Origin of the sequence: Nonomuraea sp. NPDC003560, assembly GCF_042878785.1 — a bacterium.
In the GTDB taxonomy this organism is placed as follows: Bacteria; Actinomycetota; Actinomycetes; order Streptosporangiales; family Streptosporangiaceae; genus Nonomuraea.
Genome location: NZ_JBIAOF010000003.1, coordinates 812,184 through 826,058, shown reverse-complemented (window position 1 = coordinate 826,058; position 13,875 = coordinate 812,184). Strand labels below are relative to the sequence as shown.

13 protein-coding genes are annotated in these 13,875 nt (G+C 69.3%); 4 read left to right on the top strand and 9 right to left on the bottom strand.

The window, feature by feature from the left end:
* Positions 1 to 86: 86 nt before the first annotated feature.
* Positions 87 to 1,400, bottom strand: a complete 1,314-nt coding sequence (locus tag ACFYUV_RS14665) for a UDP-glucose/GDP-mannose dehydrogenase family protein (protein ID WP_352361804.1) — start codon at positions 1,398 to 1,400, stop codon at positions 87 to 89.
* Between the two features lie 123 nt (positions 1,401 to 1,523).
* Here ACFYUV_RS14665 and ACFYUV_RS14660 point away from each other — a divergent pair, with 123 nt between their 5' ends.
* Positions 1,524 to 2,687: an acyl-CoA dehydrogenase family protein gene (locus tag ACFYUV_RS14660; protein ID WP_352361802.1), complete on the top strand. Its 1,164-nt coding sequence runs from the start codon at positions 1,524 to 1,526 to the stop codon at positions 2,685 to 2,687.
* Positions 2,688 to 3,018: 331 nt separating this feature from the next.
* Here ACFYUV_RS14660 and ACFYUV_RS14655 read toward each other — a convergent pair whose 3' ends face one another.
* Together ACFYUV_RS14655 and ACFYUV_RS14650 are read right to left on the bottom strand one after the other, a co-directional pair.
* Positions 3,019 to 3,897: a hypothetical protein gene (locus ACFYUV_RS14655; protein ID WP_387668892.1), complete on the bottom strand. Its 879-nt coding sequence runs from the start codon at positions 3,895 to 3,897 to the stop codon at positions 3,019 to 3,021.
* Between the two features lie 528 nt (positions 3,898 to 4,425).
* Positions 4,426 to 6,612, bottom strand: coding sequence for an ATP-binding protein (locus tag ACFYUV_RS14650; protein WP_387668890.1), 2,187 nt, complete (start codon positions 6,610 to 6,612; stop codon positions 4,426 to 4,428).
* A 680-nt stretch (positions 6,613 to 7,292) separates the two neighbouring features.
* Between ACFYUV_RS14650 and ACFYUV_RS14645 the strand changes: the two genes are divergently transcribed.
* Positions 7,293 to 7,946: a DNA alkylation repair protein gene (locus tag ACFYUV_RS14645; RefSeq protein WP_387669269.1), complete on the top strand. Its 654-nt coding sequence runs from the start codon at positions 7,293 to 7,295 to the stop codon at positions 7,944 to 7,946.
* Between the two features lie 80 nt (positions 7,947 to 8,026).
* A complete protein-coding gene (locus ACFYUV_RS14640; RefSeq protein ID WP_387668888.1) occupies positions 8,027 to 8,653 on the top strand; it encodes a DUF4240 domain-containing protein in 627 nt (208 codons plus the stop codon).
* Here ACFYUV_RS14640 and ACFYUV_RS14635 read toward each other — a convergent pair.
* From ACFYUV_RS14635 to ACFYUV_RS14625, 3 genes are all read right to left on the bottom strand, one after another.
* Positions 8,638 to 9,138 (bottom strand): GNAT family N-acetyltransferase, encoded by a 501-nt coding sequence (locus tag ACFYUV_RS14635; RefSeq protein ID WP_387668885.1) that lies wholly within the window; start codon positions 9,136 to 9,138, stop codon positions 8,638 to 8,640. The genes ACFYUV_RS14640 and ACFYUV_RS14635 overlap by 16 nt on opposite strands.
* A gap of 63 nt (positions 9,139 to 9,201) precedes the next feature.
* The gene (locus ACFYUV_RS14630) at positions 9,202 to 9,660 is read right to left on the bottom strand and encodes a hypothetical protein (protein WP_387668883.1); all 459 of its coding nucleotides are present in this window, start codon (positions 9,658 to 9,660) and stop codon (positions 9,202 to 9,204) included.
* Between the two features lie 362 nt (positions 9,661 to 10,022).
* Entirely contained in the window at positions 10,023 to 10,259 is a 237-nt protein-coding gene (locus ACFYUV_RS14625; RefSeq protein ID WP_358282576.1) for a hypothetical protein, read from the bottom strand.
* Positions 10,260 to 10,747: 488 nt separating this feature from the next.
* Here ACFYUV_RS14625 and ACFYUV_RS14620 point away from each other — a divergent pair, with 488 nt between their 5' ends.
* Positions 10,748 to 11,395: a hypothetical protein gene (locus tag ACFYUV_RS14620; RefSeq protein ID WP_387668880.1), complete on the top strand. Its 648-nt coding sequence runs from the start codon at positions 10,748 to 10,750 to the stop codon at positions 11,393 to 11,395.
* Between the two features lie 133 nt (positions 11,396 to 11,528).
* Here ACFYUV_RS14620 and ACFYUV_RS14615 read toward each other — a convergent pair whose 3' ends face one another.
* From ACFYUV_RS14615 to ACFYUV_RS14605, 3 genes are all read right to left on the bottom strand, one after another.
* A complete protein-coding gene (locus ACFYUV_RS14615; protein WP_387668878.1) occupies positions 11,529 to 12,221 on the bottom strand; it encodes a DUF4097 family beta strand repeat-containing protein in 693 nt (230 codons plus the stop codon).
* Positions 12,222 to 12,374: 153 nt separating this feature from the next.
* A complete protein-coding gene (locus ACFYUV_RS14610; protein ID WP_387668875.1) occupies positions 12,375 to 13,214 on the bottom strand; it encodes an LLM class flavin-dependent oxidoreductase in 840 nt (279 codons plus the stop codon).
* 287 nt (positions 13,215 to 13,501) lie between these two features.
* Complete coding sequence (locus ACFYUV_RS14605) at positions 13,502 to 13,849, bottom strand: STAS domain-containing protein (protein WP_352349177.1); 348 nt, start codon at positions 13,847 to 13,849, stop codon at positions 13,502 to 13,504.
* Between the last annotated feature and the right edge of the window lie 26 nt (positions 13,850 to 13,875).

Sequence of the window (13,875 nt, the reverse complement as noted above, 5' to 3'; positions counted from 1 at the left end):
GCCGTCCAGGGGCAGACCGGACTTTCCGGGCGCCCGGTTCCCCGTGGTGAGGGGTCCCGGGCGTTCGGAGAGGTGCCTCGGCGGGGTTACGGGCGGCCGAGCGCCCGGTAGTGCCAGCCGGCCGAGCGCCACACCTCGGAGTTGAGCGCGTTGCGGCCGTCGACGATGCGCCGGGTCGCGACCACCGCGCCCAGCTCCTCCGGATCGAGCTCCAGGAACTCTTTCCACTCCGTCAGCAGCAGCACCACGTGCGCCCCGCGGACCGCCTCGACGGCCGACTCGCCGTAGTTCAGCTCCGGGTGAGCCTTACGAGCGTTGTCGAGCGCGATCGGGTCGTAGACGGTGACCTGTCCGCCCTGGTGGCCGATCGTCACGGCGACGTCCAGGGCGGGGGAGTCGCGAATGTCGTCCGAGTTCGGCTTGAAGGCCGCGCCCAGCACGCCGACCGTGCACCCGTGGAACGAGCCGCCCGCCAGCTCCCTGGCCAGGTCGACCATGCGGGCGCGGCGGCGCATGTTGATCGCGTCGACCTCGCGCAGGAACGTCAGCGCCTGGTCGGCCCCCAGCTCGCCGGCCCGTGCCATGAAGGCCCTGATGTCCTTGGGCAGGCAGCCGCCGCCGAAGCCGAGCCCGGCGTTGAGGAAGCGCCCGCCGATGCGGTCGTCGTACGAGAGCGCCTCGGACAGCTGCTTGACGTCGGCGTGCGCGGCCTCGCAGACCTCGGCCATGGCGTTGATGAAGGAGATCTTGGTGGCGAGGAAGGCGTTGGCCGCCGTCTTGACCAGCTCCGACGTCGCGAAGTCGGTCACCACGAACGGGACGTCCCCGAGCGGCGCGTACACGTCGCGCAGCACCTTCTCGGCCCGCTCCGAGCGCACGCCGAGCACGATGCGGTCGGGGTGGAGGGTGTCCTCCACCGCGAAGCCCTCGCGCAGGAACTCCGGGTTCCACGCCAGCTCGACGCCGACGCCGGCCGGCGACAGGCGGGCGAGCTTGTCGGCCATGCGCTCGGCGGTGCCGACCGGCACGGTGGACTTGCCGACGACCAGGCACTCGCGGTCGAGAAGCGGCGCGAGCGACTCGATGGCGCTGTCCATGTACGACACGTCCGCGGCGTACTCGCCCTTCTTCTGCGGTGTGCCGACGCAGACGAAGTGCACGTCGCCGAAGGCGGCGACCTCCTCGTAGGAGCTGGTGAAGCGAAGGCGTCCGGAGTCGAGCCCACGGCGGAGCACGGGTTCCAGCCCGGGCTCGTGGATGGGGAGCTCACCGTTGTTCAGCCGGCGGATCTTGTCCGCGTCAATGTCGAGGCCAAGGACTTCGAATCCGAGATCCGCCATGCAGGACGCATGCGTGATGCCCAGGTATCCGGTCCCGATCACCGTGAGGCGATATGGCACGAGCGAGCTCCTTTCGATCGCCAGGCATGCTACCGGCCTTCGCTACCTCCTTCGTGCCACCTGCGTCTGTTCGCAAACCGTACTAGCTGGTAACAAAGTGCTCGGACGTCCTAGTATCTAGGCATGAGCTTCCCTCTCTATGCGCCCGCCGAAGAGCACGACATGCTCAGGGAGACGGTCCGCGCCCTGGCCGACGAGAAGATCGCGCCGCAGGCCGCGGCCGCCGACGAGTCCGAAGAGTTCCCCTGGGACGTCTACAAGGCGCTCGTCGCCGCCGACCTGCACGCCGTGCACGTTCCCGAGGAGTACGGGGGCGCCGGGGCGGACGCGCTGGCCGCGGTGATCGTCATCGAGGAGGTCGCGCGGGCCTGCGCGTCGTCCTCGCTCATCCCCGCCGTGAACAAGCTGGGCACCGTGCCGCTGCTGCTCTCGGCGTCCGAGGAGCTCAAGCAGCGTTACCTGGCGCCGGTCGCGAGGGGCGAGGCCATGTTCTCGTACGCGCTGTCCGAGCCGGAGGCGGGCTCCGACGCCGCCGCCATGAAGACCCGCGCGGTTCTCGACGGCGACCACTACGTGCTCAACGGCACCAAGATGTGGATCACCAACGCCGGCGTCTCCGAGTACTACACGCTGATGGCCGTGACGGACCCGTCCGCCGGCGCCCGGGGCATCTCCGCCTTCGTGGTGGAGAAGTCCGACGAAGGCGTCTCCTTCGGGCCGAAGGAGAAGAAACTCGGCATCAAGGCCTCGCCGACCCGCCAGGTGATCCTGGAGAACGTCCGCATCCCGGCGTCCCGCATGATCGGCGAGCCCGGCACCGGCTTCAAGACGGCCCTCGCCACCCTCGACCACACCCGCGTCACCATCGCCGCCCAGGCGCTGGGCATCGCCCAGGGCGCCCTCGACTACGCGATCGGCTACGTCAAGGAACGCAAGCAGTTCGGCCGCCCGATCGGCGACTTCCAGGGGCTGCAGTTCATGATCGCCGACATGGCGATGAAGCTGGAGGCGGCCAGGCAGCTGACGTACCGCGCGGCCGCAAAGAGCGAGCTGGCGATGCACGGCCGGCCGCAGAAGGACCTGACGTTCCTGTCGAGCGCCGCCAAGTGCGCCGCCTCGGACGCCGCCATGGAGATCACCACGGACGCGGTCCAGCTCTTGGGTGGGTACGGGTACACGAAGGACTTCCCGGTGGAACGCATGATGCGCGACGCCAAGATCACCCAGATCTACGAGGGCACCAACCAGATCCAGCGCATGGTGATGGCCCGCCAGCTCCTCAAGTAGCCCCTGACGTGCGAGAACCCCGCCTGCCGGTCGGCTGAGGCGGGGTTCGCCGTCCTGTGGTCGTGAGCCTGACGCTCACTGTTCCGGGAGAGCTTCGCGCGGACGGAACGGGCACGGTCGTGGGAGTCGGGCATTCTCGTGGCGTGCCCGCAGAGGGGGCGGCGTGCCGAGGTGTTCCGCGGGCTGCTCGACCGAGGTGCCTTCATGCAGCATGACGTACGCGTGTAGGGGATGACGATCGGTTCCTCCGCCAACGCTAAGGGGCGGAACCTCATGAGCCGATCAGCTGCACTCGGCGGGCGCCCCAGCGGCCTGAGCGATATCGGCGCTTTCAGTTGGACGGCTGCGGGGTCGGGTCGTAGATGCTGAGGCCCGAAAGTCCTGCGTCGTCGACGCGCCATTCGCCGCGCTCTTCGACCAGGTCGACTCTCATCTCCCCTCCCTGTTCGAACTCGTACTCGACGATGACCCTGCCCGTGGGCGCGTCGTCCACGATGCGTATCCGCTCTTCGCCCGCGAAGGCGGTCCGTACCATCGTGGTCAGGAGTGCCGGGCTCCCTTCCTCCTTGTCCCACTTCAGGTTCGCCTGGAGGAGCGCGTAGGCGAAGTTGATGCCGCAGGTATTCGGGTCGTCCTCTCTCTTCAGCTTTCGCGACGCCTCCGCCGTGAGCATGTCGCAGGCCTTGTTCAGATCGCCGGCGGTGATGGCGCCGGCGAACTCCGAAGCTCGATTCTCGGCCTGCGAGGACGAGCCGCCGAATCCGCCGCTGGAATACAGGTAGATTCCACCGCCGGCCAGCAGGATTATTGTGATGCCCACGATCCAGAAGCTGCCGATCTTGGTGGTGCTCTTCTTCGTCGTCTCCGTGATGTCGCGTCCGGCGAACTTGTTACCTTTTCCCTTGACGCTTCCGACGGTGACGCCGTGGTGGATCGATGGCGCCGACTCCCGGGCCACAGCGTTGAGCGCCCGGCGCAGTGCGCGCTCGAAATCGGGATCCTGCTCCACCTCGATTGCCAGCTCTTCCGCGGTGCGGTTGCGGAGCTCGGGGTTTTCCGGGTTTTTCAGCAGTTCCTGGAACGCCTCGCTCTGAGAGAGCTTGGTGCGGACGAGCCCGGCAACCGCCTGGGCGGCGACAGTGCCGGCCGCGCTACGCGCCACCTCCGTCACCGCAGTCATGGCGTATTCCACAATATTCGTGATATCCATATGCGTCCCTTTGTTTACTTCGAAAAACCTGCTCGCCTGGTGACAGGTGGTTTCGCGGGCTCATATCGCGTCCGGCTCGATCACGCGTCTGCAGCGTCGTGTCACCTGGCGTGGTTCACCCCGGCCTGGGCCGGCGCCCCCGGGATGGCATGCGGATCAGAGGGGACGCCCGGCGAGGCCTGTGCGGCCCGCCGTGTCACCGCAGCGGCCAGGCACTCATTCCCGCGCCGCCGGAATCGCGCGATTCGTCCCCCTCCACTTGACGGATTCGGCGCCTCCTCGCGCGGTGCCTGAGTGCGTCGCCCGGCCCGACCGCCATGGCGCCCCCCTTGTTCACGACGTGGCCGGACGGGGTCGATGGTTGAAGGACCGCCGTGCCGGGCGACGTCGGCCCTGATGTGCGGCTCCCTCCGCCACGCGTTCTCCCGCGAGATTCCTCAATTCTGGAAGCTCGCGGCGGCCTGGGACCGGCTTTGCGACGAGGCAGCGGATTCCCTGCGGAATTGCGGAATCGAACGGACGGTCCGCCTACGCCCGGTCGTCGCTCAGCGTGGCCAGCACGTTCGTGAGGCCCAGGCACTCGCCGTTGCGGTACTCCTTCTGGAAGGACGCGTCACCGAGCATCCGTTGGATCCGGCTGATGTTGCGGTCCCGGTCGTGCATCAGGTGCGACATACCCCGCATCTGCGGAGCCCCGGCCGGTTTCCATGCGCTGTGCGCGGCCCCGAGCAGCAGCGCCGCCACGCGGGGCTCCCCGCGCTGGGCCAGGACGCCGGCGAGTGTCTCGCTCACCGTGGCGGCTCCGAGCCGGTCACCGAGCCGCTGCTTGAAGTTCAGGCTGCGCCACAGCAGGGCGGTGGCCTCCTCGAGCCGGCCGGCCTCCGCGCACTCGATGGCGAGCGTCCAGCGCAGGTAGGAGCGGTGCCAGGTCTCCCCGCACGCCTCGGAAAGCTCCAGCGCCTGCCGGAAGAAGCCACGGGCGTCCTCCCGGGCGCCGCGAAGCGACGAGGCTATCCCGAGCTGCGCCAACGCCTGCTGACCAATCAGCTGGCCGGGCCGGTGCCCCTCGATCCGCAGAGCTGCCGACGAGTGCTTCTCGATCTGCTCGATGTCGCCAAGAATCAGGGCGAACAACCCCCGCAGCTGGTGGAGGGCCGCGCGAATGCCGGCCCATCCGTCGCCTTCGCGGACGACGACCGGCTCGATGCGACCGAGCACGCGGTCGGCAGCGCCGTGGTCGCCGTGCAACAGCAGGACGAACGCGGTGCACCACTGCACCCGGCACCAGGCGAGGGCCAGGTCGGCACGGGGCGGCTGGGGGTAACGCCTGGCCAGCCGGCGCATCCAGTGGGCGCCTTCGCCGACTTTCCCGCCGGCCACCCAGTACAGCCACAGGGCGTAGGCGCCCTCCAGGAGGGTGTCGAGCGGCTCGTCCTCGGCCGGTACGTGAGTGAGGGCCTGCCGGAGGTTGGCGTTCTCTTCCGTGAGCCGTACGAGCCACTCTGCCTGTCGTGGTGTGGCGTACTCCTCCTCCGCGAGTCGTGCCAGCCCGAGATAGTGGTCCTGATGGCGGCGCTGGGCCTCGTGCTCCCGTCCGGAGGAGGCCGACCGCTCCTGTCCGTAGAGCCGGACCGTCTCCAGCAGGTGCAGCCGGGTCCGTCCCTGGGTCTCGACCCGCCGGAGCAGGGATTTGTCGACGAGCCCGGCGATAGCCTCGAACGCGGTGTGCGAGCCGGGACTTCCGTCGGCGCAGAGGGCTTCGGCATCAGCCAGGGACACGCCGCCCGCGGTTGCGGACAGTTGTTCCCACGCCGTTCGTTCGGCTGACGAGCACAGCTCGTAGCTCCAGTCGAAGACCGCCGATAGCGTCCTATGCCGCGGATGCGCCGTACGTTCGGCGCCCGCCGAGCCGAGCAGGAGGAAACGCTGGTCGAGCCGTTCGAGCAGGTCCTTGGCAGAAAGAGTGCGCAGGCGGCGTGCGGCGAGTTCCAGCGCCAGCGGCAGCCCGTCCAGCAGCCGGCACACGTCGACCACAGCGGCGCGGTTCTCCGCGGTCAGACGGAAGCCTGGCAGGACGGCCCGGGCACGCCCCAGGAAAAGGTCAACGGCTGCTGAGCCCGCGCCGGTTTCCGCCGGCAGCGGGAGTGGACCGATCGCCAGCACACATTCCCCGGTTACATCCAGCGGTTGCCGGCTGGTGGCAAGGACGCGTAAGTCGGGTACGGCGCGCAACAGCGATCGGGTCACGGCGGCGGTCGCATCGAGCAGGTGCTCGCAGTTGTCCAGCACCAGTAGGACCCGTCGACCGCCGAGCGCCGCCGCCATGGCCTCCAACGGCTCCTGCCCGGCGTTGGGCTGGACGCCGACGACGGAGGCGATGGCACTGCTGACCATCGTCTGCTCAGTGAGCTCGGCCAGTTCCACGAGCCACACTCCGTCAGGGAACCAGCCTGCCGCCTCGTCCGCCAGGCGCAACGCCACGCTGGTCTTGCCAACGCCGCCGACTCCAGTCAGGGTCACCAGGCGAGACGTCAGCAGCAGCCTGGCGCCCTGAGCGAGTTCCCGCCCTCTGCCCACCAACCCTGTCAGCGCCGATGGCAGGTTGCCGGGTGTGTCCCGGGGGCGAGCAGCCAGGCCGGGCGCCTCGTGCGGCGCCCTGGGCTCAGCCAAGGCCGACGCTTCGCGCCACCGGACCGCCCAGAGGTCGAGGAGCACTGGCAGGCTCCAGTCCCTCGCACTCTCCTGCGCCCGGTGGGGGTGGTCCCGCGCGAAGGCTGCGCATGCCTGAATGAACGCCTCGACGGCGTCCCATGACGGCCGGACGCGTCCGGAGGCGGCGTTCCTCAACGACGTCTCGGAGTACGGCGAGCCCAACCGCCTGGTCTCCCGGGCCAGTATCGCGTAGCTGGGCACACCGGCCTGGTCTCGTAGATCACGCAATGCCTGGGCGAAGCACCCGAGAACGCTGTCGGGATCGGTAACCGGCGCCGACCGACGCCCGGGACGAGCCATCTGACTCATGCCGCCTCCGCCATGACGGTCATTGCGAGCAGTCAAGTCTAACCAGTGGGCGGTGAAGATCATTCAGAATGGCTGAACCCCGGCTGGGGCCGCCGGCTCCGCCGCCGCTGCTGACCCGATCCGGATGCCTGTCGAGCAGCTCGAGGACTGTGGGTCAGGCGCCGTCACATGCGGCGCCGGCCAGTTTCGTCGCGTCCTGTGATCAGCCGGTCGTTACAGGTCCAGCGCAGAGTGATGCCATTCCAGGTCGAAGCCTGGTCCTGTTCCATGCAGCCTCTGTCCGTCCGGTCACGGAGACACACCAAGGTACGTCACAACGCGTTTAGGCTGGAGCTGCTTCTGAGGAGGTGGCCGGGGTGACGTTGACCGAGGTGATGGCCGAGCTGGCCGCGCTGGAGGATCCAAAGGCGCGCGAGGTGAACGAGAGACACGGCGACGATCACGGCGTGAACCTCGGCAAGCTGCGCGCCCTGGCCAAGCGGCTGAAGACGCAGCAGGAACTCGCGCGCGGGCTCTGGGAGACGGGCGACACCGCGGCGAGGTTGCTGGCGACGCTGGTCTGCCGTCCGAAGGCGTACGAGCGGGACGAGCTGGACACGATGGTGCGCCAGGCGCGTACGCCCAAGGTGCGCGACTGGCTCGTGAACTACGTGGTGAAGAAGAGTCGGTACGCCGAAGAGCTGCGGGTGGCCTGGTCGGCCGATCCCGATCCCCTGGTCGCGAGCGCCGGGTGGGCGTTGACCGTCGAGCGCGTGGCGAAGAAGCCTGAGGGGCTCGACCTGGTGGGGCTGCTCGACGTCATCGAGGCGGAGATGAAGGACGCCCCTGACCGGCTGCAGTGGGAGATGAACAACTGCCTGGCTCACATCGGGATCGAGCACGCCGAGCACCGCGCCCGTGCGATCGGCATCGGTGAGCGCCTGGAGGTGCTCAAGGACTATCCGACGTCCCCGGGGTGCACGTCGCCGTTCGCGCCGGTGTGGATCGCGGAGATGGTACGCCGGGAGCAGGGCGGGGCGGCTCACTAGAGGGTGGGCCTGGTGCCTGCCCGGTTTCGAGGCTCAGGTGGTCTTACGCTGGTTCGCCTGTAATGTCAGCATGGCCAGCCATGGACGTCGACGGCTTCTGGGAACTGATCGAGCGGTCCGGCCGTGCGGCCGAGACGAAGGACGCGCGGCTCGCGTGGCTGCTGGAGGAGCTTTCCGGCCGTTCTCCGGAAGAGCTGATCGACTATCAGTGCCTGTGGACGGGCGTTCAGGCGCGCGGTTGCACCATGGATCTGTACGCCGCCCATTGGTTCGTGTTCGGCAGCGGTTCGCTGGACGGTTTCGAATACTTCGTGAGCTGGCTCATCAGCCTCGGGCGAGAATCGTTCGAGAGCGTCGCCGATTGCCCCGACCTGCTCATCGAACTGCCTCAGGTGTTGCGTTATCTGGATCTCAAGAGGGATTATTCCGGCTCGAAGAGGGCTCGCTCGCGGGGTATGCAGCGTCGTCATGAGGAGGCATGGCCGGAATTCGAGCTGTTGGCCTACGTCGCACATGAAGCGTACGAGGGGATCACCGGCTCAGATTCGGCAGCGTTGTACGAGGCCGTTCATGGGCGCGGCGTTTTCGGTGGCTTCCCTTTGATTCCGGCGCTCGGCGGCGTCCCGGACGGCGAGCAATGGGATTTCGATGACCCCACTGAATTGGTGCGGAGGCTGCCGCGCATAGCTCGTCATCGAGGATTGTGAAGGGCGGGGAGGAGTTTCGTCATCACCCGGGAGCCGTGCGGGTCCAGGGTGGGGAGTTCTTCGGAGTTCCGGAAATCGTGACGCGTGTAAAGCGCGATGGCCGGGGCGTTTCCGGGTTTGACGGAAAGCCGCAGCGTGTTGGCCCCTCGCCACGTGGCCCATCTTTCGATCTCGCGGATCAGGTGGTCCCCGACTCCCCGGCCGCGGGCGGACGGGCTCACCCACATGGACACCAGCTCGACGCTGTCCGCCGTCTCGATCGGGATTCCGCCGGCCATCCCGGCTGGGCGTCCGTCGAGGAAGGCGACGACGTTGTGCGAGCCGCGCATCCTCAGGCGGGCCCGCCAGCGTTCCTCGCGGTCGCCGTCGCCCTGCCAGTCGGCCAGCGTGGAACCGAAGGCGGGGCCGGCGTCGGCGAGCGCGGCCAGTCGTAGTTCGCACCAGAGCGGCCAGTCGTCGGGCTCCAGGATGCGTAGTTCGACCATGTTTCGACCTTGCCCGCCGACGGTGGGGGCGGGCAACGGGATTTCCCGCCGGCGGGCGCCGGGTTACGGCGTGCGATCGGTGCCGGCGCTTTCGCGGCTCCAGATCTGCCTGGCACGGGGAAGGTCCCTGATGGTGCCGCCTTCCGGGATCATGCCCCAGAGGAAGGGGACCAGGTAGGCGGGCGGGCCGCCCAGGAGTTCGGTCAGTTCGTCCTCGGTGATGGCGAGGGTGAAACGGGGGCCCGGTCGGGCGGGGGTCCAGCCCTGTTCGAGGGCGCGGCGGACGCATGCGGCGACGAGCGGCGGGCGGATCGCGATCGTCCGGGCTCCCCGCCAGTTGTCCGGCCGGGCGCAGGGGAGTGACACGAGCAGGACGCGGCCGGGATCCTCGTCGCGTTCGACGACGAAGGTGAGCGGGGCCGCGGAACTGCCGTCGCCGAAGGCGGGTCTGTGGCTGACCCGCCAGCGGAAGGCGGTGCCGTCGACCGTGATGAGCCGCGAGCCCTTCCTGGGCATCGCCATGGGCGCCTCCGGGTGCTGCCTTCGCGACAAATGGGTGCAGGACGGTCGCCAGCGTAACCCGCCGCCGCCCGCGACCAGGACCGGAACGGGCAGGACCGGAACGGGCAGGACCGGAACGGGGGGCGGGGGAGTGCGGGCCTGGGAGGCGCGGTCCGGGAAATGTGCGGTCAGGGGAGTGTGGGACCGGTGCGGGGTCTCCGACCGGTCCTCGGTGCGTTCGCCGTCCGTGCGGGTGCGGGTGCGGGGGTGTGCGTTGCGGGACGTGCCGGAGCGCGGGGGTGTGCGGTTGTGCGACGTGCCGGGGCGTGAGGGGGTGCGATTGCCGGACGTGCCGAGGGGGGTGCGGGACGGGTGGGGCGGGGTCAGCCGCTGGTGTCCTGTGACGGAGTCTCGGGTTTCTGGGAGTTCAGCCAGGTGTGCACGGCCGAGGTGCCGGTGATCCAGAGCGCCGCGAAGCCGCCGGAGGCCGTCGCGCCCGCCATGATGGCGCCCGCGACCGTGCTGCCGTTCCCGGTGGCGAGCAGGCCGGCGACGACACCGACGAGCAGCGCGAGCAGGGCGCCGCTGACCGCCGACCAGATGAGGGTTGTCTTGCTCATTCGTGTCCCCTTGCCGTACGGGCTTGTTCTTTGACGTAGGAGTACCAGCGGGACTCGGGGGCGCGTCCGCGCAATTGATCGTTCCGGCCGTGATCGCGCTTGCCTCGGACGTATTCGGACGGCATCGGATGGATTCGGCCGAGAAGGGCTGATGGGGCGGATGTGTGTGATGCGCCTGGCACCCCGACAAGACCGACTTATGGCACTATGGCTGCTTATCTCAACGCAACGAGAGGATGGCGCCTGCCCGTCTTCTCGAAATGCCACTTCCACTCTTAAACCGGACAACGGTGTCCGAACCGGGGCGGCTCATGAAGGATGTCGGTCAAGGTGAAGATCACCTTGCTGTGCTCGTGACACGTCTGAACAGATTGCGTGAAATCGAATGCGGAAACCCGTCGCTGAAACGGATTGAGAAAGTCGCGCTCGCCCTTTTGGCCGAAGAGCCCGAACGAAACAGATGGCGCCGGCCGTTGCCGAAGTCGACCGTGTCCGACCTGCTGAACGGCAGGTCGCAGAAAGTGCCGGATTTCCTGCTGATGCGGACCATCGTCGAGGTGTGTCAGGTGATCGCGGTGAAGTCCGGCATGCCCATCGAGTCCGTGGCGGAGCTGACCGCCGAGTTCAGCGCCCTGTGGCAGGCCGCCAAGGCCGAGGCGGGGGAGGCCGCGCGACGCCGGAACGGGTCGCCGGCCGCCGCCCGGACCGGCGGGGACGTCCTGGAGCCCGCGCCGGGCGAGCAGTCGTCCTGGCAGCCCTCGCCCACGGAGCTGCGGGTGCCGCTGCATTGGGGACGTCTGGGCATGTTCCGGCTGCGGTCGGCGGAGAGGGGTGACGCCAGGGCCGCCCACGAGCTGGCGGTCCTGCTGGCCTGCGAGGCGTGCGGCACGGATGGGAAGGAGGCCGAGCACTGGCGGCGGCTGGCCACCTACTGGAACCACCGGGCGCTCGGCGCGGTGCCGGAGGCGGCGGGCTTCCAGCTCCGCGGACGCCGGCTGGTGGTGATGGCCAGGGCGCTGGCCCAGAAGTACGCCGAGGCGGGCAAGCCCAGCTCGACGTACTTCTGGAAGGCCGTGCGGCAGGCTGAGACGTCCGTGCGGACGGTGGAGGCGCGGCAGGAGGCGGAGGTCGGCTGACGCTCCCAAAGCCCCTACAGGCCGGAGGTCGGCTGACGCCCCCAAAGCCCCTACAGGCCGGAGGTCGGCTGACGCCTCCCGACACCAGCGCGCGCCCACAGGCTGGAGGAGACGCCAGCGCGGCCGGAGGGGGTCAGCGGGTCAGGACGCGTACGTTCCCGTACGTGCTGCGGGCGAGGATGGTCCTGGAGCTGGACTTCGTGCTCTTGATGTCGGAGTGCTCGGAGCCGTCCTGGCTCTCGACCTTCACCTGGTAGGAGTCCTTCGGCACCCGGACGGTCACGCCGCCCTCGCGCGACTTCACATCCAGGTCCGCGGGCGGCGCGGCGAAGGCCAGGGAGATCGAGCCGTCCAGGGTGCGTCCGCGCACGCTGGACGATCGCAGCCCGTCGCCCTCGATCGTGCCGGAGTCGGTCATCAGACGCAGCTTGCCCGAAGTGTCCTTGACCTCGATGCGGTCGCCGCTGGAGACGTCGACGTCCTGGGTGAGGCCGTTCAGGATGACGCCGTCGGGGGAGTCGATCGTCAGCCGCACCCCGGCCGGGACCCTCACGTGGTAGCGCGCGCCGCAGTCGCCGACGATGAGCGTGCAGTCGGCGCTGAGCCGCAGCACGCCGTCGCGCAGCGACCAGGAGGGGCTGGTGGACGCCTTGCCACGCGTCCAGCGCCGCACCTCGACGGCCGGGCTGGTGGCGGGCAGCACCCGCACCCCGCCCAGCGACGACGAGATCTTCAGTTCGGCCCCCGTGAACGGGAACGTCCGGACGGCGGGCACCTCATCGCTGTCGAAGCGCACGCTGCACCCGGTGACCGCCAGAATTGCCACGATTACCAGCAAAAGCCTCATGCAAACGATCGTGGCGAAGCGGCGGCGGAGGCCCATCGGCCGTTCGACCGATGCCCCTCCGCCATTCGGCCATAGGAACCACGGCCCCGACGCCAAGGCATCGAGGGAACCACGGCCCCGACGCCGGTGGGGCTACAGCGCCGACAGCAGGGCGTGCACGTGCGGCAGGGGATCGCGCCCCAGCGGCCGGACGACCACCGTCCCCGCACCCGCCGCCCACATGCTCCTGACCTGCTCCGCCGCCTGCTCAGGCGTCCCGGCCGCCATGACGACGTCGTGCGGCGACACGCCCAGGTAGGCCGCCTGGTCCCGGACCACCGGATGGGCGAGCCGGTCCGCCTCCTCGCCGATGTGCAGGAAGGTGAAGACGCCCAGCTCGTGGTCGTCGCCCCCGGCGATCCGCTCGACGATGCCGGGCAGCTGCGCCGGGCCGACGCCCTCCGGCACGATCGTGCCCTGCGCGACGCGTCCCGACAGCGCCAGCGAGCGCGGCCCCTTCACGCCCGCCAGGACGGGCGGCGGCACGGCCGGCGGATGCACCAGCGACACGCCGTCGAGGTGCACCGCCTTGCCGTGCAGGGTGACCGTCTCGCCGCGCAGCAGGGCGCGTACGGCCGTGATCGTCTCCTCCAGCAGGGCGAGCGGTGACGGCACGGCCGCGCCGACCTGGCGCATCCATTCCTGCACGCCGTGCCCGATGCCCGCGGCCAGCCGGCCGGGATGCATCCGGGCCAGGTTGCCGATCTCCATCGCCAGCAGCATCGGGTTGCGCAGCGGCGCGGGGGTGATGCCGATGCCGACGCGCAGCCGGGACGTCACGGCCAGCGCGGTGGCCGCCGCCGAGACGCCGCCGGTCCAGCCCAGGTCCTCCACCACCCACAGGTCGTCGACGGTGGTCTCGTCGAGCGCCCGGGCGAACGGGATCAGCTCCTCGGGCGGCAGATCCCGGTCGAACATCACACCAAGTCTCACGAAGCCCTCCAGTAGTAGCGGAACAGCCGGCCGACCTCCGAGTATCCGGCACGCAGGAAGGCGTTCGCGGTAGGCGTGTCGCCCACGTCGGTCCCGGCGGCGATGCGCCGCACGCCGGCCTCGGCCGGCGCGCGGCGGCGAGCTGGGAGAGGGGAGGCTCGGGGAACTCATCGAACAACGTGCGGGCCTCCGGACGTGAGAGGGATCTTCCCGCGGGGCTACGAGCGGGCGGCTCCGGGGAGACGTGCCCTCGATGACATCACGTCCATGATCCCGGCCGGACGCGGTCAGGCGGCCGGGTCGAGGGCGGCACGGGCCTCGCCGAGCGAGGCGCTGGTCTCGAAGTGCCGGTCGAGATTGGTGATCGTGAGCAGGTGACGGATCATGCCGGGCCCGAGGACGAGGATCATGCGTCCTCTCATGTCCTGGACGTGACTGAGCGTCGCCACCAGGACGCCGAGGCCCACCGAGTCGCAGAAGGGCACCTCGGTCAGGTCCATCACCAGGTTGAGCGGATCAGCCGCCGCCAGCGCCTGATCGAGCTCGGCGCGAAGCCGAGGAGCGCCCGCCACGTCGAGATCACCGACGACGTGCAGGACGGTACAGGGGTCCTCCCGCCAAGACTTGACCACCATGCCAATCACGTGCCCTGGCTTTACCT